Genomic DNA, 20,631 nt, shown 5'->3' with positions numbered 1-20,631 from the left:
AGCCCGGCCCGGCCGCTCAGAAAATCCCCAGGAATTTCTTGCGCTGCTCCTTGCGCTCACCAGCGGCGGGCTTGCCGCTTTCCGACTTGGCGGTGGTGCCCTTGCCCACATCGTCGCGCGGCTTGCCCTTGGTGGTGCGCTGCGCCCGCGCCGATGCGCCGGCCAGCACCGGGCCGCAATCGGCGGCCTTGGCGTCGCCCACATCGACAAAGGCGATGATCGCGCCGAGCGGCGTCGCGGTGGCCGCCAGCGCCAGGCCGGCGCCCGCGCGCGCCAGCAGGTCACCCGAGACCACGTCGATCTTTGGCTTCGCGAAATAGCCGCCGATCCCCATCGGCGACTGGCCGGCGAACAGGCTGAACTTCTTGCTGTCCGCACGGAAGGCGAGGTCCAGCGTCTCGTTCTTGAAGCTGAATCCGCCGCGGCCCAGCATCACGTTCTTCTGCGTATCGATCAGGATCGGATCGGCGGCGGCAATGCCGTTTCGCACCGAAAAGCCGATCAGCCCGCAATTGATCTGCACCGGCTCCTTCAGCTTCTGTTCGAACATCTTTTGCACGAAGGTGCCGATGTCGAGTTCGGACAGCTGGACGTTGCGGGTCCAGAACTGTCCCTTGGGCAGGATGATCGCGATGCGGCCATTCGCGTTCGCCAGCGAATCGTGCACGCTGTTGCCGCTGCCGGTCAGCTGGACGCGCGCCTTGAGCGTTCCCGTGGTGCCCGATTCCTCCAGCCCGAACCCGGCGAGCAGCACGCCGATCGGCGTCGGCGACAGCCTTATGTCATAGGAGGTGAAGACGGGCTGTTTCCGCGCATTTATGATGATGTCGGACTGGACGGTGCCGCGCGCGAGGCTGAAGTTTAGCGGGCTGAGCTTGAGCAGCATGTTGTCGAGGTCGAGCCCCAGCTTGATGTTCGACACCGGCAGATTGTCGGCGCGCACGTTGCGGACGTTCCACGTCAGCTTGGCGTCGAAATTGCGCAGCGCCTCGACGCGCAGCGGTGCATCGGGGAGCAGCCGGGGCGTGCCGCCGACTTGCGTGATCGCACCGGCGGCGCCCTGCGCCTCCAGCCGGGCGGGGTCATAGCCGATGAACGGGCCGGCATCGACGATGTCGAGCGTACGCGTCTCCAGCGCCGCCGTCAGCATCAGCCTGGGCTGCCCCAGCGCGACGGTGAGGCTGCCGGCAAGGTCGCTCTCGCCCACGGTGCCGCGCAGCCCCGTGAAGCGCCATTCCTGCCCGACCTTGGTCAGCGCCGAGGTCAGCCGGTAGCGGCGCGTATCGGGCACCGCGACTCCGGCGACCGCGAAGATATCGGCAAGGTTCTGGCCGCGCGCGTCTACACGCAGCCTGGCGCCTTCGATCTCGGTCGCGCCGGGCAGCGTGCCGGCCACGTCGACTCGCGTGCGAACGCCCTGGGCGCGCAAGCGTAGCTGGTTCTGGCCGCCGGTGATCGTCGCGTTCGGCGTCAGCAGCGCGCCGGACAGCGAAAAGGGCGTGCCGCGCGCGGTGCCGTTGCCGTCGAAGCCGATGCTGCTGGCGAAGCGCGTATCCTTCGCCTCGACGGTGTGGACACGGATCGCGGCCTGCACCTGCATGCGCGGATCGACATAGCGGACCATCGTGCCCTGGATGAGGGCGCGGCGGATCACCGGCAGGTCCAGCGGCTCGCCCTTTTCCTCGCTGAAAGTCCAGCTGTTGCGCCGATGGGCCTTGTCCCATTGCAGATCGAGTCGGCCATCGCGCAGCCCCAGCCAGTTCACCCGGCGGTTGCCCGTCACCAGGCTCCAGGTCGAGATGCGGGCATCGATGCGCGCCGCCGACAGGAAATTGCCGGCCCCGGCCCATGCCGGGTTGGCGATGCTGAGCCCTTCCGCCACGAATTTCACGTCGAACGGCGCGAAATAGAGCTGGAAATCGCCCGCGACCTTCACGTCCCGGTGCGTCTGTGCGGCGACGATCCGCTCGAACGGCGCTTTCAGGAAACGCCCCTTGGTGACGAACAGGATCGCCCAGGCCAGCACAATCAACCCCAGGATCGTGGCCGCGACCGCGATCGCGCTCGCCAGCGGCGTGCCCAGCGTGCGCGCGGGCCGCGCCGCAGCCGTGTTTCCGTTCGGGAGCGCGGGGTTCTGTGCCATCGCGCTCCAAAGCATCGCGCAGGCGTCGGTTCCGGCGTGTGCGGTGGATCGAGCGGCGGCGCGATCGCCCAGCCGGGTTGCCAGCCGGCCCCGCTTCGGTTAAGGGCCGCGCTTTCCGCGATCGAGGGACCGTCCGGCTAATAGGGCTGCCGTGGCTGTTCGCAATCGTCGAACCATAAGGAGACGAAAATGCCCAAGCTCAAGACGAAGAGCGGCGTGAAGAAGCGCTTCAAGTTCACCGCCACTGGCAAGGTGAAGCATGGAGTCGCCGGCAAGCGCCACCGACTGATTTCGCACAACGCGAAGTATATCCGCCAGAATCGCGGCACCAGCGTGCTCGCCGATGCCGATGTTGCCCATGTGCGCCAGTGGGCGCCCTACGGCCTGAAGTAAGGAGGGCCGCTAGATGGCACGAGTAAAGCGTGGCACGACCACCAAGGCGAAGCACAAGCGTATTTTGGTGCAGGCGAAGGGCTATTATGGCCGTCGCAAGAACACCATCCGTATCGCACGCCAGGCCGTCGAAAAGGCCGGCCAGTACGCCTATCGCGACCGCAAGGTTAAGAAGCGCACGTTCCGCGGCCTGTGGATCCAGCGCATCAACGCCGGCGTCCGCGCCGAGGGTCTGACCTATTCGCAGTTCATGCACGGCCTGAAGCTGGCGGGCATCGAACTGGACCGGAAGGTCCTGGCCGACATCGCTATGCACGAGGGCGCAGCATTTAGCGCCATCATCGCGCAGGCGAAGGCGGCACTGCCCCAGGCCGCCTGAGCGGACTGCGCGCAAGCTGAAATTGGGGCGTCGAGGCTGCGGCTTCGGCGCCCTTTTTCATTTCAACCGGGGGAGGGGTTTCCCGTGGCGATGAAGACCTGGTGGCTCTACGTCACCGCCGTGTTTTTCGTGTCGATGACGCCGGGACCGAACATGCTCCACGTGATGGTGCAGAGCATCCGCGAGGGCGCGCGCAGCGTGCTGCCGACCACCGCGGGGCTGATGAGCGCGAACATGTTCTGCCTGATCGCGTCGGCGGCGGGGCTGGGGGCGCTGCTCAAGGCGTCGCCGGGCTTGTACGACGTGCTGCGCTATGCCGGTGTCGCCTATCTCGTTTGGCTGGGCATCAAGGCGTGGCGCGCGCCGGTGGGGGAGGCGCATGCCGATGCACCGGTACCGGCGCGCCAGTCGGTGCGCGCGCGCTATTTCACCGGGCTCGGCACGGGGCTGTCCAACCCCAAGCTGATCGTCTTCGCCGCCGCGCTGTTCCCGCAGTTCCTCGACGTCAACCGCCCGTTCCTGCCGCAGCTGGCGATCCTGATTCTAACCTTCGCGGTGATCGAGGCATTCTGGTTCTCGGTCTATGCGCTGGGCGGCCGATCGCTGGCGGCATGGCTGGCACCGGCGGCCCGCCAGCGGATGTTCAACCGGGTGACGGGCGGCGTGTTCGTCGCCTTCGGCGCCGCGCTGCTCGGCAGCCGGGCTTAACGCGAAGACCAAACCCCACGGCGTCATTCCCGCGAAGGCGGGAATCCATTGACTCATCGGGTGCGGCGTCTGCTGAATCGGCACGGGCAATGGATCCCCCGGACTCACGGAACAAGTGCACCACCTGCTAAGGTGATTGCGCGATGGGACGACATTACAGGCAGCTCAGCCTCGACGAGCGGATCGAGATATGCCGCCTTCATGAGGGCGGTATATCTTGCCGACAGATTGCCACCGCGATCGGGCGTGATCACACGACGGTCGGTCGGGAACTCAGGCGCAATAGCAAGCCGACCAAGGTCTGGCCCGGCGGCTATGCGCCCGGGCGTGCCCATAGGCTCGCGATCAGACGACGACGATGGGACGGCCGTTTCAAGCTGGCGCGCCAGCCGGACCTGCGAGATATCGTGAAGAACGGCCTTGCGATGGGATGCTCTCCCGAACAGATCGCCGGCCGACTGGCGCTTGAGCACGGTCGCACCATGGTCAGCCACGAGTCAATCTATCGATACGTCTATCATCGCTCGGCCCAGAAGGACTACTGGCACCGCCTTCTGCCCCGCTGCAAGGCAAGGCGCGGCCGCTATGGCCGCCAGGGCGGAAGCCCGGCCAGCTTCATCAAACAGCGCAGGCCGATCGGCGAACGCCCCCTCGAAGCCCGGGATCGCGCACAGCCGGGCCATTGGGAAGCAGACTATATGCTGTTCGCCCGATATGGGCACAATGTCCTCGTCTTGCACGAGCGCCACACACGCTACACCATCCTCGACAAGCCTCCCCACCGCAGAGCCGAGCTGACCGCACGCCGGATCACCCGCAGACTGCGCCATATCCCCCAGGATCTGCGCAGGACCATCAGCTTCGACAACGGCACCGAGTTCGCCGAACATCACCGCCTTCACGACAGTCTCGGCATCCAGACCTTCTTCTGCGATGTCCGAGCCCCATGGCAAAAGGGCGGTGTCGAAAACACCATCGGCCGACTGCGCCGAAGCCTGCCTCGCAAAACTGACCTCGACACCGTCAGCCACAGACAACTCCGTGCCTGTGCCGACCGGCTCAACAACATCCCCAGAAAATGCCTTGGCTTCCTCACACCCGCCGAGGCATTCTCCAAAATCTCAACCGGTGCACTTCAACCGTGAGTCCACATCCCAGCCTTCGCTGGGATGACGAACGGAGGGGATGGGGCGTGGACAAGCAACCTTGCGTGTACATCCTGGCAAGCCGGCGGCATGGCACCCTTTATACGGGTGTGACCTCGAACCTGCTGGGGCGCCTTTATCAGCATCGCGAGAAGCTGACGCCTGGCTTCACGGCCAAACACGATATCGCCCGCCTGGTCTGGTACGAAGTGCACGAGGATATGAGCGCCGCGATCCAGCGTGAGAAGCGGATCAAGAAGTGGAATCGGGACTGGAAGCTCAACCTGATTGAGCGTTCGAACCCGGAATGGGTTGACCTTGCAACGGGACTGGGGTTCGAGCCCCTGCAACCGACTGGAACATGGATCCCCGCCTCCGCGGGGATGACGGAGTAAATTGTGGCAGAGCTGGACCCGCAAGAAGCGATCCTCAACCGTATCCGGCAGTGCGAGACGCTTGCCGCGCTGGAAGACATTCGCGTCGAGATGCTCGGCAAGGCCGGTGTCATCACCGCCGAGCTGAAGACGCTGGGCAAGCTGAGCCCCGAGGAGCGGCAGGCGGTTGCCCCGGCGATTCATGCGCGCCGCGAGGCCGTCACCGAAGCCATCGCGACCGCCAAGGCCGGGCTGGAGCAGGCTGCGCTCGACGCGCGCCTCGCCAGCGAGACGGTGGACATGACGCTGCCGGTCGACGGCGTCGCCCCCGGCTCGGTCCACCCGGTCAGCCAGGTGATGGACGAGCTGGCCGAGATCTTCGCCGATCTGGGCTTCGCAGTCGCCACCGGGCCCGAGGTCGAGGACGACTGGCACAATTTCACCGCGCTCAACATCCCGGAGACGCATCCGGCGCGCGCGATGCACGATACCTTCTACCTCGCCGGCGAGCATGAACGGCCGATGGTGCTGCGCACGCACACCAGCCCCGTGCAGATTCGCACGATGACCAGCCAGAAGCCCCCGATCCGCATCATCGCGCCGGGCCGCGTCTATCGGTCGGATTCCGATGCGACCCACACGCCGATGTTCCACCAGATCGAAGGCCTGGTGATCGACAAGGGCATCACGCTTGGCCACCTGAAATGGACGCTGGAGACCTTCCTCAAGGCGTTCTTCGAGCGCGACGACATCGTGCTGCGCCTGCGCCCCAGCTATTTCCCCTTCACCGAGCCTTCGGCCGAAGTCGATGTCGGCTTCACCTGGAAGGACGGCAAGCGCGTCATCGGCGGCAGCGGCGACGCGCCCGGCGGCGGCTGGATGGAAGTGCTGGGCAGCGGCATGGTGCACCGGCGGGTGATCGAGGCCTGCGGGCTCGATCCCGAGGAATGGCAGGGCTTCGCCTTCGGCACCGGCGTCGATCGGCTGGCGATGCTCAAATATGGGATGGACGATTTGCGCCCCTTCTTCGACGGCGATCTGCGCTGGCTCAAGCATTATGGCTTCTCGGCGCTCGACGTGCCCACGCTGAGCGGGGGAGTCGGCGCATGAAGTTCACCCTGAGCTGGCTCAAGGAGCATCTGGAAACCGAAGCCTCGCTGACCGAGATTCTCGAGGCGCTGACCCGTGTCGGCCTCGAAGTCGAGGGCGTCGAGAACCCCGCCGAGCGGCTGACCGGCTTCCGCGTCGCCCGCGTGCTGACCGCCGAGCGCCATCCGCAGGCCGACAAGCTGCAGGTGCTGAGCGTCGACTTCGGCGAGGGCCCATTGCAGGTCGTCTGCGGCGCGCCGAACGCGCGTGCGGGGCTGGTCGGCGTGCTGGGACTTCCCGGCGCGGTGGTGCCGGCCAACGGCATGACGCTGAAGGTCGCGGCGGTGCGCGGCATCGAATCGAACGGCATGATGTGCTCGACCCGCGAGCTGGAGCTGGGCGAGGACCATGACGGCATCATCGAGCTGCCCGAGGACGCGGCTATAGGGACGGCGTTCGCGGACTATGCGGGGCTGAACGATCCGGTGATCGACGTGTCGATCACGCCGAACCGCCAGGATTGCATGGGCGTGCGCGGCATCGCCCGCGATCTGGCAGCAGCGGGCCTCGGCACGCTCAAGCCGCTCGACGTGGTCGTGGCGGGGCTCCCCGCGATCAGCCCGCAGGGCGCAGGCCCCGACGTGCGCACGGACGATGCGGCAGGCTGCCCGGCCTTCTACGGCCAGATCGTGCGCGGCGTGAAGAACGGCCCCTCGCCGGACTGGCTGCAGCAGCGCCTCAAGGCGGTGGGGCAGAAGCCGATTTCCGCGCTGGTCGACATCACCAACTTCGTGATGTTCGGGCTGGGCCGTCCGCTCCATGTGTATGACATGGCGAAGCTCTCGGGCGGGCTGGTCGCGCGCAAGGCCAAGTACGGCGAGACCGTGCTGGCGCTCAACGGCAAGACCTATACGCTCACCGACACGATGACCGTGATCGCCGATGATGCGGCGGTGCACGACATTGGCGGCATCATGGGTGGCGAGCATTCGGGCTGTTCGGACGACACGACCGACGTGCTGATCGAATGCGCTTATTTCGATCCCGAGCATATCGCCCGCACCGGCCAGAAGCTGCTGCTGACCAGCGATGCGCGTACCCGCTTCGAGCGCGGTGTCGATCCCGAATTCCTCGACGAGGGGCTGGCGATCGCCACCCGGCTGGTGCTGGCGCTGTGCGGCGGCACCCCGAGCGACGTCACCCGCAGCGGCACCCCGCCCAAGGTGGGCGCGGCCGTCGGCTATGATCCGGCGATGGCCGAGACGCTGGGCGGCCTTGCCGTTCCCGCGGCGCAGCAGGTGGAAATCCTGGAAAGCCTGGGCTTCACCGCCCAGCCGCTCGACGGCAATGGCGACCCGGTGGAGCTGGGCGAGGGCTTCGACGCGCTCCGAGTCACCGCGCCGAGCTGGCGCCGAGACATCGACGGTCCGGCGGACATCGTCGAGGAAGTGATCCGCATCGCCGGCATCGACAACGTGCCCTCGGTGCCGCTGCCGCGCACGCCCGGTGTCGCGACGCCCACCGCCACGCCCGAGCAGAGGCTCGAGCGCCGGATGCGCCGCACGGCGGCTGCGCGCGGGCTCAACGAGGCGATCACCTGGAGCTTCCTCCCCGAGTCGCAAGCTGAAGTCTTCGGCGGTGGCGCCTGGACGCTCGCCAACCCGATCAGCGAGGACATGAAGGTCATGCGCCCCTCGCTGCTGCCCGGCCTGCTGGCGGCGGCGGAGCGTAACCTCAAGCGCGGCGCCACCAGCGTCCGCCTGTTCGAGGTCGGCCGCCGCTATCTGGCAGACAAGGAGCGGCTGACGCTCGGCGTGGTGCTGGCGGGCGCCAAGGCCCCACGCGGCTGGCAGGGCGGCAAGGCCCAGCCGTTCACCGCGTTCGACGCCAAGGCCGAGGCGCTGGCGCTGCTCGAGACTGCCGGCGCGCCGGTCGCCAACCTGCAGGTGATGGGGGAGGCGGGTGCCGCCTACCATCCTGGCCAGTCGGCGACGCTGCGGCTGGGGCCCAAGAACATCCTCGCCAGCTTCGGCATCGTCCACCCGAGCGTGCTCAAGGCGTTCGACCTCGACGGCGCGGTGGCGGCGGTGGAGATCCATCTCGACGCGCTGCCGGCCAAGAAGGCGACCGGCTTCACCCGCCCGGCCTTCACGCCGCCTGCGCTGCAGGCGGTGACGCGCGACTTCGCCTTCCTGGTGCCGGTGGCGCTGGCAGGCGGTGATCTGGTGCGCACCGTAAAGGGGGCGGAGAAGGGCACGATCGTCGATGCCCGGCTGTTCGACGTCTTCACCGGCCAGGGCGTGCCGGAGGGGCAGAAGAGCCTCGCCATCGAAGTGACGCTGCAACCGGGCGAAAAGAGCTTCACCGATGCCGACCTCAAGGCCGTGGCCGACAAGGTCGTCGCGGCGGCGGCGAAGCTGGGGGCCACGCTGCGCGGCTGAGCCGGTTAGTCTCCTGTTTCCCCGGCCTGCTGAACTTGGTTCAGCATCCAGCGTGCCGAAAGTACCGCATTCGCCCGTGGCGGGTTGGGCCCTGAAACAAGTTCAGGGCGACGGCGCATTGGGGATGCGATCTGGGGAGCGGCCCTGGCCTCAGCCCAGCGCTTCCCAGATCAGCCCCAGCCCTACCGCGACCATCAGCCAATAGATGGCGCGGTAGAAGCGGGCGGGCGATACCCGGCGGACCAGCCATACCCCCGCCAGGGTCGACAGGATGGCAAGCGGCAGCAGCGCCGCCGACGTCAGCAGGTTCGCCGCGGTGAACTGGCCCAGCGCCGCATAGGCCGGCACCTTGATCCAGTTGATCGCGGCGAAGAACACCGCCGTCGTGCCGACCAGCACGTCGCGCGGCAGGTTGCGCGGCAGGACCCAGAGCTGGAACGGCGGCTGGCCGGCATGGGCGATCTGGCTGGTAAAGCCTGAGGCGACGCCGAACAGCGCGCCCACCCATTCGGGCCAGCGCCCTGCCCCCGCCGGCGCAGCCGCATGGCGCGACGCCCATAGGCGGTAGCTGCCGAACAGCACCGAAATCGCGCCCACTGCCGCCATCACGGCCATCGGCGACACGGTGGCGGCGAAGCGATAGCCGAGCCAGATCCCCAGCACGGCGCCCGGCACCATCCAGCCGAGCAGCCGCCAGTCGACGCTGCGCCGGAACGCCCATACCCCCACCACGTCCTGCGCGATCAGGATGGGCAACAAAATCGCCGCCGCCCGCACCGGATCGACCGCGAAGGCGAGCATCGGCATCGACAGCGCGCCCATCCCTGCGAAACCGCCCTTGGCCAGCCCGACCAGGATCACGGCGGGGATGGCGAGCGCGTAGAAATGCCAGTCGAGGATCATCGCCCCCCGCTACCCGGTTTGCGCATCGGACCAAAGTGCCTATCGTCCGCACCATGGAGAGCAACCGCGAGGGGCAGGTCGCCGTGATCTTCGTGTCCGAACGGACCGACGAAGACGCGCAGGGCTATGCGGACGCCGCAACCCGGATGGCGGCGCTTGCCGCGCAGCAGCCGGGCTATTGCGGAGTCGATTCGGCGCGCGAAGCGGACGGCGTCGGCATCACGGTCAGCTATTGGGCAGACGAGGCGAGCGCCGTCGCGTGGCGCCGCCACCCCGAACATGCCGCCGTGCGCGAAGCCGGGCGCGGGCGCTGGTATCGCTGGTATCGCCTGTATGTCGCGACGATCGGCCGCAGCCATGACTGGGCAGCATCGTGAAGCCCGCCGGGTTGGACCGCACCTTTGCGCTGCTGTTCACGGTCATGCTCATCATCGCGGCGGGCAATACCGCGCTGCAATCGGTGCTGCCCGCGCTCGGCCGGTCGCTGGGCGTGGCAGACAGCGCGGTGGCGGCGGTTTTCTCGGTGTCGGCGCTGCTGTGGGTCGTGGCGGCGCCGTTCTGGGCGAACCGTTCGGACCGGCACGGGCGCCGCGCAATGGTGTTGCTGGGCGTCGCGGGGTTCACCGTCTCGCTGTTCCTGTGCGGCCTGTTCCTGGCACTGGGCATCAACGGCGTGCTCGCGCCGCTGGCCACGTTCATTGCCTTTATCCTCGGGCGGATGATCTACGGCATTTTCGGCGCCGCCGCGCCGCCGGCGGTGCAGGCGCTGGTGGCCGGGCGCACCAGCCGCGACGAACGCACCCGCGCGCTGACGCTGATCGCCTCCGCCTTCGGACTGGGCACGATCCTGGGGCCGGCTATCGCGCCCTATCTGGTGCTGGGGCATTTGTGGCGCGGCGGACCGGAGATCGGGCTGGCCGGCCCCGCCTTCTTCGCCGGCGCGTTCGGGCTCGTCGTCTGGATCGCCGTCGCCCGGCTGCTGCCCGACGACGATCGCGCCGCGCATGGCGGCGCGGTCGGCTATCCCTCGATCGGCGGGCAGGGCACCGGCGCCAGCGTGACCGCGACGGTCGCCGACCAGTCGGAGCCGGTGGGCTATTTCGATCCGCGCATCCGCGGCTGGATCATCGTCGGGCTGGTCGTCGGCCATGCGCAGGCGATGACCGGACAGGCGATTGGATTCCTCCTGATAGACCGACTCCACGTCACTCCGATGGAGGCGTTGCAACCCACCGGGCTGGTATTGATGATGGGCGCAGGCGCGGCGCTTCTGGCGCAATGGGGACTCATTCCCCTTCTCGACCTCAAGCCGCGCGCGCTGGTGCTGGCTGGCGTCGCGGTAAGCGCGCTCGGGTGCATCGCCACCGGCACCGCGACGTCGTTGTACGGCATCGCCATGGGCTATGCGCTGGCCTCGCTCGGGTTCGGCTTTGCCCGGCCGGGGTTCACCGCCGGATCGTCGCTGGCGGTGGGATCGGCGGCGCAGGGGTCGGTCGCGGGCAAGGTCACGTCGATCAACGGCGCGGCGTTCGTGCTCGGGCCGTCGATCGGCGTGGGACTGTATGAGCTGTGGCGGCCGCTACCCTATCTCACGGCCGCCGGCTGGCTCGTCTGCCTGCTTGTCTATGCGTGGTTCAGTCTATCACCTTCCCGCCGCGTGCCTGGAGCATCCCCGGCGCGATGAAGCCGATCGGCTGGATCGCGGCGGCATCCTGTTTGAGCCGCCCCGACATCGCCTGATACTCCGCCTCCATCTCGGGCGTCACGGTCGCCCGCGATTCCTTCAGCGCGGCATCGAAATGCGCCATCGTGACTTCGCGAGTCGCCAGCGATTCGCGCAGAGCGACCAGGCCGGCGCGGCGCACCACATCCTCCAGGTCGGCACCGGTGAAGCGCACCGTCCGTGCGGCCAGGGCCGTCAGGTCGACATCGCTCGCCAGCGGCATCTTGCCCGTCTGGATGCGCAGGATGCGTTCGCGCCCGGCCTGGTCGGGGACCCCGACATAGACCAGCTCGTCGAACCGGCCTGGACGCAGCAACGCCGGGTCGATCAGGTTCGGGCGATTGGTCGCGCCGATCACGATCACCGATTGCAGCTCCTCCAGCCCGTCCATCTCGGCCAGGATCGTGTTCACCACGCGCTCGGTCGCCTGCGGCTCGCCCATCCCGCCGCCGCGCGCCGGCACCAGCGAATCGAGCTCGTCGATGAAGATCACGCACGGCGCCACCTGCCGCGCGCGGGCGAACAGCCGTGCGATCTGCTGCTCGCTCTCGCCATACCATTTACTCAGCAGGTCGCTCGACTTGGTGGCGATGAAATTCGCCTCCGCCTCGCGCGCCACGGCCTTGGCGAGCAGCGTCTTGCCGGTGCCCGGCGGGCCATAGAGCAAAAAGCCCTTCGCCGGGCGGATGCCCAGCCGGCGGAACGCGTCGGGGTCCTTGAGCGGCAGCTCGACGCCTTCCTTGAGCCGCATCTGCGCGTCATCAAGCCCGCCGACATCCTCCCAGCGGACCTGCGGCGCCTGCACCATCACTTCGCGCATCGCGCTCGGCTGGACGCGCTTGATCGCCTCGAGGAAATCGAGCCGCGTGACCGAGAGCGTGTCGAGCACTTCGGGCGGGATGCTGCGATCCTCCAGGTTGAGCCGGGGCATCAGCCGCCGCACCGCCTCGATCGCCGCCTCGCGCGTCAGCGCCGCGAGATCGGCGCCGACAAAGCCGTACGTGGTCCGCGCCAGTTCCTGAAGGTCGACATCATCGCCCAGCGGCATGCCGCGGGTGTGTATGCCCAGGATCTCGCGCCGCCCGCGATCGTCGGGCACGCCGACCACGATCTCGCGGTCGAACCGGCCCGGACGCCGCAGCGCCTCGTCGATCGCCTCGGGGCGGTTGGTCGCCGCGATCACGACGATGTTCGCGCGCGCCTCCAGCCCGTCCATCAGCGTCAGCAGCTGCGCGACGAGCCGCTTCTCGGCCTCGCCCGACACCTGCCCGCGCTTGGGCGCGATCGAATCGATTTCGTCGATGAACACGATCGACGGCGCATCCTTTGCCGCCGCCTCGAACACGTCGCGCAGCCGCTTTTCCGATTCGCCATAGGCCGAGCCCATGATTTCCGGCCCGTTGATCAGGTGGAAATTGGCATCGCTCTCGTTCGCCACCGCGCGCGCCAGCCGCGTCTTGCCGGTGCCGGGCGGGCCGTGAAGCAGCACCCCCTTGGGCGGATCGACGCCCAGCCGCTGGAACAATTCGGGATAGCGCAGCGGCAACTCGACCATCTCGCGCAGCTGGTCGATCGTGCCGGCCATCCCGCCGATATCGTCATAGGTGACGTCGGCGCGGCGGCTGTCGCCCGCCTTCTCATATTCGGTGCGCAGTTCGACTTCGGTATTCTCGTCGATGTGCACCACGCCCTTGGGCGCGGCCGAGACCACCGCAAGGCGGATTTCCTGGAGCGCATAGGCCGGCGCATTGACGAAGCGCTGGATGTTGGGATCGACCACGCGCTGGTGCCCGGCGGTTGCCACGACATCGCCCGCCACGAGCGGGCGGCCGTAAAAGGTGCGCTGGAGCGCGCTGGCCGAGCCCTGGAGCCGCAGATTTTCCTGCGCGGGCGCGAACACCACGCGAGTCGCGGGCTTGGACTGCACTGCGCGCACTTCGACGAAATCGCCCGAGCCGACGCCGGCATTCGCGCGCTGGAGCCCGTCGATTCGCAGCAGCTCCAACCCCTCGTCCTCGGCATAGGGCAGCACGGCGCGCGCAGGCGTCGAGCGCTTGCCCACAATCTCGATCACGTCGCCTTCGGTGATGCCCAGCGCGCCCATCATCGCGCGCGGGATATGCGCCAGCCCGCGCCCGCTGTCCTCGGGTCGCGAATTCGCGACCTGCAGCTTGCGTGCTCTGGTTTCGTCATCGGCCATTCAAAATCCCCTAAAGGCATGAATGCGGGAACATAGGAACGCCGATCGAGTGCCGGGAGGGGCACAAAAAAAATGGCGGACCACAAGGGCCCGCCGGGAAAGTTTTAGGAGAGGATGCCTGAAAGGCCTGCTCTATGTGCAGTGCGGCGAACTTTTGTGCAAGTGCGAAATATACGTAAAGTGATTGCACGGGTTGCAATCGTTTTGCCGCGAAACGATACTGTGCCATAGCACAGCACAGGAGAGGCGGGTCGTTGGGGCTCGTGCGCTCCCATGCCGCACTGCACAAGAAAGATACTGCACGACAAGACGATGCGCCGATTACCTCCCCTCACAGCCATCGAAGCGTTCGTCCAGGTGGCCCGGCTTGGCTCGATCAAGGCGGCCGCGGAAGAACTCGCTTTGTCTTCGCCCGCGCTCAGCCGCCGGGTCCAGTCGCTGGAACGCTTCATCGCCAAGCCGTTGTTCGAACGCCGCCACCAGGCGCTGCGCCTGAACGCGGAGGGCGAACGCCTGCTCGCGCTGATCGCCCCCGCGCTGGACGCGATGACCGATGCGGTCGAGACGATGACGAGCGGCGGCGAACGGCTGCGGCTGCGCCTGGGCGTGCTCCCGCTGTTCGCGACGCAGCGCCTGCTGCCCAAGCTGCCCGACCTCAAGCGCCGGCATCCCGAACTCCACCTGGACGTCGACACCGCCGGGCACGGCGTGGCGCGACTCGGCGACGGGCTCGACGCGGCAATCGTGATTTCGCGCGACATCGATCCGGGGCTCTATGCCCGCCGGCTGGATCGCAACCGAGTCCACGTGATCGGCGCGCGCGCGCTAGTCGAGGGGCCCGATCCGATCGTCGCGCCGCAACAGCTTTCCAAGCTGACCGCGCTGGTACACCGCGACATGCCGGAGACGTTCACGGCCTGGCGAGTCGCAGCGGGATTCCCCGACCTGGAGCCGCTGGCGATCGATCATTTCGATTCGGGCAATCTGATGCTGGAAGCCGCCGCGCAGGGGCTGGGCGTCGCGTTCATGCTCGAATCGCATTTTGAGGCGGCGCGCGACGAACGGCTCGTCCAGCTGTTCGACCTGACGGTCGAGAGCCATTACAGCTATTGGTTCGTATGCCGCCCGCGCGCGCTGGCGCAGCGGCCGGTGCGCATCTTCCACGACTGGCTGGTCGAGGCGCTGGGGGCAGAGGGGCTTTAGCGCCCGGCCCGATGCGGCAGCGAAATCGGATATGACAGCGCAATTATAAACGCAGTCATCCCAGCGCAGGCTGGGATGTGGACTCACGGTTGAAGTGCACCGGTTGAGATTTTGGAGAATGCCTCGGCGGGTGTGAGGAAGCCAAGGCATTTTCTGGGGATGTTGTTGAGCCGGTCGGCACAGGCACGGAGTTGTCTGTGGCTGACGGTGTCGAGGTCGGTTTTGCGAGGCAGGCTTCGGCGCAGTCGGCCGATGGTGTTTTCGACACCGCCCTTTTGCCATGGGGCTCGGACATCGCAGAAGAAGGTCTGGATGCCGAGACTGTCGTGAAGGCGGTGATGTTCGGCGAACTCGGTGCCGTTGTCGAAGCTGATGGTCCTGCGCAGATCCTGGGGGATATGGCGCAGTCTGCGGGTGATCCGGCGTGCGGTCAGCTCGGCTCTGCGGTGGGGAGGCTTGTCGAGGATGGTGTAGCGTGTGTGGCGCTCGTGCAAGACGAGGACATTGTGCCCATATCGGGCGAACAGCATATAGTCTGCTTCCCAATGGCCCGGCTGTGCGCGATCCCGGGCTTCGAGGGGGCGTTCGCCGATCGGCCTGCGCTGTTTGATGAAGCTGGCCGGGCTTCCGCCCTGGCGGCCATAGCGGCCGCGCCTTGCCTTGCAGCGGGGCAGAAGGCGGTGCCAGTAGTCCTTCTGGGCCGAGCGATGATAGACGTATCGATAGATTGACTCGTGGCTGACCATGGTGCGACCGTGCTCAAGCGCCAGTCGGCCGGCGATCTGTTCGGGAGAGCATCCCATCGCAAGGCCGTTCTTCACGATATCTCGCAGGTCCGGCTGGCGCGCCAGCTTGAAACGGCCGTCCCATCGTCGTCGTCTGATCGCGAGCCTATGGGCACGCCCGGGCGCATAGCCGCCGGGCCAGACCTTGGTCGGCTTGCTATTGCGCCTGAGTTCCCGACCGACCGTCGTGTGATCACGCCCGATCGCGGTGGCAATCTGTCGGCAAGATATACCGCCTTCATGAAGGCGGTATATCTCGATCCGCTCGTCGAGGCTGAGCTGCCTGTAATGTCGTCCCATCGCGCAATCACCTTAGCAGGTGGTGCACTTGTTCCGTGAGTCCGGGGGATCCATTCAACCGCTCCGTTTCGTCAAAAGCGCGGACAAAGCACCGAATGGATCCTGACTTTCGTCAGGATGACAGCGTTTATTGCCATATGCGTAGCCCTCCCCGATGCGGGGAGAGACCACAGGTATCGCTTATTCGGCGCGCATGCTCACGATCTTGCCGGGCGTGCGGGGCGGCTCGCCCTTGGGCAGCGCGTCGACATGTTCCATGCCCGACGTCACTTCGCCCCACACCGTGTACTGGCGATCGAGGAAAGTCGCGTCGTCGAGGCAGATGAAGAACTGCGAATTGGCGCTGTTCGGGTCCATCGTGCGCGCCATCGAGCATACGCCGCGGACGTGCGGCTCGCTGCTGAATTCGGCGGGAAGGTTCGGCTCCTTCGAACCGCTGGTGCCCGTGCCGGTGGGATCGCCGCCCTGCGCCATGAAGCCGTCGATCACGCGGTGGAACACCACGCCGTCGTAAAAGCCGTCATTCGCGAGCTTGGCGATGCGCGCGACATGCTGGGGGGCCAGATCGGGGCGCAGCTTGATCTGCACTTCGCCGGTTTCGAGCGTCATGGTGAGGGTCGTCGGTTCGGACACAATGCTACTCCTTTGATTTACCCGTCACCTAAGCTGCCTGCGAAGGAGTTGCAAATCGCCCGCGACGGTGGCAGCGGCAACGCGGGGCCAGACAGGGAGATCGGACGATGAGCGAGACCGAACTCCGCGACGACACGGCATCGGCCGAAAGCGAGCTGGACGAGGACGACCGGCTCAAGCCCGAGTTCGTCAGCGCGGTTCTGGAAGCAGTCGCCGCCGGCGACAACGAAGCCGCGCATGCCAAGGTCGCGCCACTGCACCCGGCCGACATCGCCGACCTGGTCGAACTGACCCCATCCGAACTGCGCCCGGCGCTGGCCGCCGCGATTTCCGACCTGATCGACGGCGACGTGCTCGCCGAAATGAACGACTGGGTGCGCGAGGCGCTGATCGAGTCGCTCACCGCCACCCAGGTCGCCGACATCGCCGCCGAACTCGATACCGACGATGCCGTCGCGATCATCGAGGACATGGACGCGGAGGACCAGCGCGAGGTCCTGCGCGCGCTCGACCCCGACGATCGCGCCGCGATCGAGGAAGCGCTCAGCTATCCCGAGGAGACCGCCGGCCGCCTGATGCAGCGCGAGCTGATCGCGGTGCCCGAGCATTGGACCGTCGGCAACGTGCTCGACTATCTGCGCGGCGACGAGGAACTGACCACCGATTTCTGGGAAATCTTCGTCGTCGATCCGGCGCACAAGCCCGTCGGCACCTGCATGTTGTCGTGGATCCTGCGCACCCCCCGCGCCGTGACGGTCAGCGACGTGATGAAGCGCGAGCAGACGCTGATCCCGGCCGACATGGACCAGGAGGAAGTCGCGCTACGCTTCCAGAAATACGCGCTGATCTCTGCCGCGGTGGTCGATTCGAGCGGGCGGCTGGTCGGCATGATTACCGTGGACGACGTGGTCCACATCATTTCGGAAGAAGCCGGCGAAGACATATTGCGGCTGTCCGGCGCGGGCGAAGGCGACATCAACGAGCCGGTGTTCGACAGCTACAAGGGCCGCGTCCGCTGGCTCATCACCAACCTGGCGACCGCACTGGTCGCCGCGACGATCATCAGCCTGTTCGAAGGGACGATCCAGCGGATGGTCGCGCTGGCGGCGTTGATGCCGATCGTCGCGGGCGTGGGCGGCAATGCCGGCACCCAGACGATGGCAGTCACTGTCCGCGCGCTGGCCACCAACCAGCTGACGCAGTCCAACATGCTGCGCGCGGTGCGCCGCGAGCTTTCGATCGCGCTGCTCAACGGGCTGACCGTGGCGGTCGTGATCGGCACGGCAGTGGGCTTGTTCTATGGCCATCCCGCGCTGGGCGCGGTGATCGCCACCGCAATGCTGGGCAATATCGTCATCGCCGGGCTGGCGGGCGTGATCGTGCCGCTGACGCTCGACCGGCTCAACGCCGATCCCGCCGTGGCATCCTCAATCTTCGTGACGATGACGACCGATTCGATGGGGTTCCTGGTGTTCCTCGGCCTCGCCTCGGCCAGCGGGATCGTCGGTTGATCGCCGCGCCTGCCGTTCCCAGATAGCGCGCGTGCCCCTGCATCTCACCAAGGTCGCCTTTGGCTGCGACAGTATCGACTTTCTCCAGGAACGGCTGGCGCTGCGCGCGGCGCAGGGGCCGGCGGTCCTGACGACGCGCTATCTGCCCAAGCGGCACGAAGAGATCGTCGGCGGCTCGCTGTTCTGGATTCTCAAGCACCAGCTGGTCGGGCGTTCGCCCATCCTGGGCTTTGGCGAGGCTGAGGAGAATCGCGTCGCCATCCACCTCGAGCCCCGCCTGATCCTGGTCCAGGCCCGCCCCAAGCGCGCGCATCAGGGCTGGCGCTATCTGGAGGGCGCCGACGCGCCGGCGGACCTGGGCGATTCGAGCGGCGACGTGGCAGCGATGCCGCCCGAAATGATGGGCCAGCTCTCCGCGATGGGGCTGCTTTGATCGGTTAGGCGGCCGCTTTCCGAGCGGGATGAAAGTCCGAGGTGTGCCGAGCGTTCATTACGATGCGCAAGCGGCTCCATTTCATCCTCCCCCGGAGGGGGAGGGGGACCAGCCGCAGGCTGGTGGAGGGGTAGTCTCCGCATGGTCCACGAATCGAAGAACACTAATAGAGACGGCTCTAAAGCTCCGAACCGCGCAGAATCCTGTCCGACCTAAACGCGACGATCCGCCACACCACAGTTATCCCGCGTGGAGACTACCCCTCCACCGGCTTCGCCGGTCCCCCTCCCCCTCCGGGGGAGGAACGATTACGGCATCCAGCGCCCGCGCCCCTAATTCGCCAGTTGCGGAAAGGCGTTGCGGAATGCCGCCACCTTGGGCTTGTCCCAGCGCACGATATAGGGGTGCGTGGGGTGCCGCCAGAAAAAGTCCTGGTGATAGGATTCCGCAGTATAAAACGCGCCGGTCTCCAGCTTGGTCACGATCGGGCGCGGATAGGCCTTGGCGCTTGCCAGCTGGCTTATATACGCCGCCGCCACGCGGCGCTGGTCCTCGCTCTGCGGGAAGATCGCCGAGCGATAGCTGGGCCCGCGATCGGGGCCCTGGCGGTTGAGCTGAGTCGGATCGTGCGCGACCGAGAAATAGACGCGCAGCAGCGACCCGTAGCTCACCTTGCGCGGATCATAGACGATGCGGACCGCCTCGGCATGGCCGGTCCGCTCGGTCGAGACCTGGGCATAGGTCGCGGTCTCGCGCGTGCCGCCGGCATAGCCATTGGTCACCGACTGGACGCCGCGCACCGACTGGAACACGGCCTCCATCCCCCAGAAGCAACCGCCCGCGAACACGGCGGTCTGCGGCGTCTTCGCGGCGGGCACATCAGTGGCGGGCGGCGGAATCGCGATGGCGGTCTCGGCCGGACGCCCCGTCCCCGCGAGCAGCACCACGCCACCCGCTGCAGCGGCGACAAGGACGAAAAGCTTGAACATCGGCGCAAGTCCTGAAGATGAAGCGTTGCTTCTATACGTCGGAATGCGCGCCGATGTTACAAGGATTGCGTGCCCTGCTTATCGCAGCGCGGCGCAGGCCGTCTGGATTCGGGTGCAGGCTTCGGTGAGCAGCGCGTCCGACGTGGCATAGCTGATCCGCATCGCCGGCGAGAGGCCGAAGGCGGCGCCATGGACCGCCGCGACCTTTGCCTCGTCGAGCAGATAGTTGATCATCGCCTCGTCGGTGTCGATCACTGCGCCCTTCGGCGTCGTCTTGCCGATCAGCCCCGAAAATTCCGGGTATACATAGAAGGCGCCTTCGGGCGTGGGGCAGGTCATGCCGTCGATCTGGTTGAGCATGCCCACCACCAGGTCGCGCCGCCCCTGGAACGCGCGGGCGCGCTCCTTGAGGAAGCTCTGGTCGCCGTTCAGCGCCGCAACCGCCGCCGCCTGCGCAATCGAGCAGGGGTTCGAGGTCGACTGCGACTGGAGCTTGGCAATCGCCTTGATCAGCGGCGCCGCGCCGCCGGCGAAGCCGATCCGCCAGCCGGTCATCGCATAGGCCTTGGAACAGCCGTTCACGGTCAGCGTGCGCTCGTACAGCGACGGGCAGACCTGCGCGATCGTGACGAAGTCGAAATCGTCATAGACGATGTGTTCGTACATATCGTCGGCGAAGATCCACACATGCGGATGCCGTTCGAGCACTGCGCCCAGCGCCTTCAGCTCGGCGGCGGTATAGGCCGCGCCGGTCGGGTTGGACGGCGAGTTGAGGATGACCCACTTGGTGCGCGGGGTGATCGCCGCCTCAAGCTGTTCGGGCAGCAGCTTGTAATTCTGTTCGGCGCCCGCCGCGACGAACACCGGGGTGCCGCCGGCGAACTGGACGACGTCGGGATAGCTCACCCAATAGGGGGCCGGCACGATCACTTCGTCGCCGGCCTCGACCGTGGCGACGATCGCGTTGAACAGCGTGTGCTTGCCGCCGACGTTCACGGTGATCTGGGCCGGGGTGTATTCCAGGCCGTTGTCGCGCTTGAACTTGGCGGCGATCGCGTCCTTCAGCTCGGGCGTGCCGTCGACATTGGTGTATTTGGTCTTGCCTGCGCGGATCGCCTCGATCGCGGCTTCCTTGACGAAATCGGGCGTGTCGAAATCGGGCTCGCCGGCGCCCAGGCCGATCACGTCGACACCCGCACGCTTCAGCTCGAATACCCGGCTGGTCATGGCGAGCGTGGGCGAGGGCTGGATGCGCTGGAGCGCGGCGGAGATGTGCATG

At 66.9% G+C, this 20,631-nt stretch carries 19 protein-coding genes; 12 read left to right on the top strand and 7 right to left on the bottom strand.

The genetic code is table 11. The features are described from left to right. Nucleotides 1–16 precede the first annotated feature (16 nt). Nucleotides 17–2,143 (bottom strand): AsmA family protein, encoded by a 2,127-nt coding sequence (locus ACG3SL_RS19445; protein WP_448662799.1) that lies wholly within the window; start codon nucleotides 2,141–2,143, stop codon nucleotides 17–19. A 189-nt stretch (nucleotides 2,144–2,332) separates the two neighbouring features. Between ACG3SL_RS19445 and rpmI the strand changes: the two genes are divergently transcribed. The 7 genes from rpmI (at nucleotide 2,333) to pheT (ending at nucleotide 8,672) form a co-directional block, all read left to right on the top strand. Beyond that, nucleotides 2,333–2,536 (top strand): 50S ribosomal protein L35, encoded by a 204-nt coding sequence (rpmI, locus tag ACG3SL_RS19440; RefSeq protein ID WP_044334398.1) that lies wholly within the window; start codon nucleotides 2,333–2,335, stop codon nucleotides 2,534–2,536. 13 nt (nucleotides 2,537–2,549) lie between these two features. Beyond that, the gene (rplT, locus tag ACG3SL_RS19435; RefSeq protein ID WP_448662798.1) at nucleotides 2,550–2,915 is read left to right on the top strand and encodes a 50S ribosomal protein L20; all 366 of its coding nucleotides are present in this window, start codon (nucleotides 2,550–2,552) and stop codon (nucleotides 2,913–2,915) included. 90 nt (nucleotides 2,916–3,005) lie between these two features. Continuing rightward, the gene (locus tag ACG3SL_RS19430; RefSeq protein WP_448665179.1) at nucleotides 3,006–3,623 is read left to right on the top strand and encodes a LysE family translocator; all 618 of its coding nucleotides are present in this window, start codon (nucleotides 3,006–3,008) and stop codon (nucleotides 3,621–3,623) included. Between the two features lie 143 nt (nucleotides 3,624–3,766). Next, complete coding sequence (locus ACG3SL_RS19425) at nucleotides 3,767–4,768, top strand: IS30 family transposase (protein WP_448661285.1); 1,002 nt, start codon at nucleotides 3,767–3,769, stop codon at nucleotides 4,766–4,768. A 65-nt stretch (nucleotides 4,769–4,833) separates the two neighbouring features. Then, nucleotides 4,834–5,163 (top strand): GIY-YIG nuclease family protein, encoded by a 330-nt coding sequence (locus tag ACG3SL_RS19420; RefSeq protein WP_448662797.1) that lies wholly within the window; start codon nucleotides 4,834–4,836, stop codon nucleotides 5,161–5,163. A 3-nt stretch (nucleotides 5,164–5,166) separates the two neighbouring features. Next, the gene (pheS, locus tag ACG3SL_RS19415; RefSeq protein ID WP_448662796.1) at nucleotides 5,167–6,252 is read left to right on the top strand and encodes a phenylalanine--tRNA ligase subunit alpha; all 1,086 of its coding nucleotides are present in this window, start codon (nucleotides 5,167–5,169) and stop codon (nucleotides 6,250–6,252) included. Next, the gene (gene pheT, locus ACG3SL_RS19410) at nucleotides 6,249–8,672 is read left to right on the top strand and encodes a phenylalanine--tRNA ligase subunit beta (RefSeq protein ID WP_448662795.1); all 2,424 of its coding nucleotides are present in this window, start codon (nucleotides 6,249–6,251) and stop codon (nucleotides 8,670–8,672) included. Before pheS ends, pheT begins: the two co-directional genes overlap by 4 nt. A gap of 150 nt (nucleotides 8,673–8,822) precedes the next feature. On the opposite strand, the gene ACG3SL_RS19405 is transcribed toward pheT, so the two are convergent. Then, nucleotides 8,823–9,575, bottom strand: coding sequence for a sulfite exporter TauE/SafE family protein (locus ACG3SL_RS19405; protein WP_448662794.1), 753 nt, complete (start codon nucleotides 9,573–9,575; stop codon nucleotides 8,823–8,825). 53 nt (nucleotides 9,576–9,628) lie between these two features. On the opposite strand from ACG3SL_RS19405, the gene ACG3SL_RS19400 reads away from it, so the two are divergent. Together ACG3SL_RS19400 and ACG3SL_RS19395 are read left to right on the top strand one after the other, a co-directional pair. After that, nucleotides 9,629–9,952, top strand: a complete 324-nt coding sequence (locus tag ACG3SL_RS19400) for an antibiotic biosynthesis monooxygenase family protein (RefSeq protein WP_448665178.1) — start codon at nucleotides 9,629–9,631, stop codon at nucleotides 9,950–9,952. 44 nt (nucleotides 9,953–9,996) lie between these two features. Beyond that, the gene (locus tag ACG3SL_RS19395; RefSeq protein WP_448665177.1) at nucleotides 9,997–11,259 is read left to right on the top strand and encodes an MFS transporter; all 1,263 of its coding nucleotides are present in this window, start codon (nucleotides 9,997–9,999) and stop codon (nucleotides 11,257–11,259) included. Here the strand turns inward: ACG3SL_RS19395 and ACG3SL_RS19390 are convergent. Further along, nucleotides 11,210–13,498, bottom strand: coding sequence for a CDC48 family AAA ATPase (locus ACG3SL_RS19390; RefSeq protein WP_448662793.1), 2,289 nt, complete (start codon nucleotides 13,496–13,498; stop codon nucleotides 11,210–11,212). The two genes, ACG3SL_RS19395 and ACG3SL_RS19390, sit on opposite strands and share 50 nt — an antisense overlap. 312 nt (nucleotides 13,499–13,810) lie before the next feature. On the opposite strand from ACG3SL_RS19390, the gene ACG3SL_RS19385 reads away from it, so the two are divergent. Continuing rightward, on the top strand, nucleotides 13,811–14,701 hold the full coding sequence (locus ACG3SL_RS19385) for a LysR substrate-binding domain-containing protein (RefSeq protein ID WP_448662792.1): 891 nt from the start codon (nucleotides 13,811–13,813) through the stop codon (nucleotides 14,699–14,701). A gap of 83 nt (nucleotides 14,702–14,784) precedes the next feature. Here the strand turns inward: ACG3SL_RS19385 and ACG3SL_RS19380 are convergent, their stop codons facing one another. Together ACG3SL_RS19380 and ACG3SL_RS19375 are read right to left on the bottom strand one after the other, a co-directional pair. After that, complete coding sequence (locus ACG3SL_RS19380) at nucleotides 14,785–15,786, bottom strand: IS30 family transposase (RefSeq protein WP_448661419.1); 1,002 nt, start codon at nucleotides 15,784–15,786, stop codon at nucleotides 14,785–14,787. Nucleotides 15,787–15,966: 180 nt separating this feature from the next. Further along, nucleotides 15,967–16,395, bottom strand: a complete 429-nt coding sequence (locus ACG3SL_RS19375; protein WP_448665176.1) for a peptidylprolyl isomerase — start codon at nucleotides 16,393–16,395, stop codon at nucleotides 15,967–15,969. A gap of 131 nt (nucleotides 16,396–16,526) precedes the next feature. Between ACG3SL_RS19375 and mgtE the strand changes: the two genes are divergently transcribed. Both mgtE and ACG3SL_RS19365 read left to right on the top strand, forming a co-directional pair. Beyond that, entirely contained in the window at nucleotides 16,527–17,930 is a 1,404-nt protein-coding gene (mgtE, locus tag ACG3SL_RS19370) for a magnesium transporter (RefSeq protein ID WP_448662791.1), read from the top strand. Between the two features lie 31 nt (nucleotides 17,931–17,961). After that, nucleotides 17,962–18,363, top strand: coding sequence for a DUF1489 family protein (locus tag ACG3SL_RS19365; protein WP_448662790.1), 402 nt, complete (start codon nucleotides 17,962–17,964; stop codon nucleotides 18,361–18,363). Between the two features lie 332 nt (nucleotides 18,364–18,695). On the opposite strand, the gene msrA is transcribed toward ACG3SL_RS19365, so the two are convergent. Beyond that, on the bottom strand, nucleotides 18,696–19,352 hold the full coding sequence (gene msrA, locus ACG3SL_RS19360; RefSeq protein WP_448662789.1) for a peptide-methionine (S)-S-oxide reductase MsrA: 657 nt from the start codon (nucleotides 19,350–19,352) through the stop codon (nucleotides 18,696–18,698). 78 nt (nucleotides 19,353–19,430) lie between these two features. Continuing rightward, nucleotides 19,431–20,630, bottom strand: a complete 1,200-nt coding sequence (locus ACG3SL_RS19355; RefSeq protein ID WP_448662788.1) for a pyridoxal phosphate-dependent aminotransferase — start codon at nucleotides 20,628–20,630, stop codon at nucleotides 19,431–19,433. Nucleotide 20,631: the final 1 nt, after the last annotated feature.

The organism is Sphingomonas degradans (genome assembly GCF_053502645.1).
Note: the sequence above shows the minus strand (reverse complement) of the source record. Positions and strands in the feature narration are given on the sequence as shown.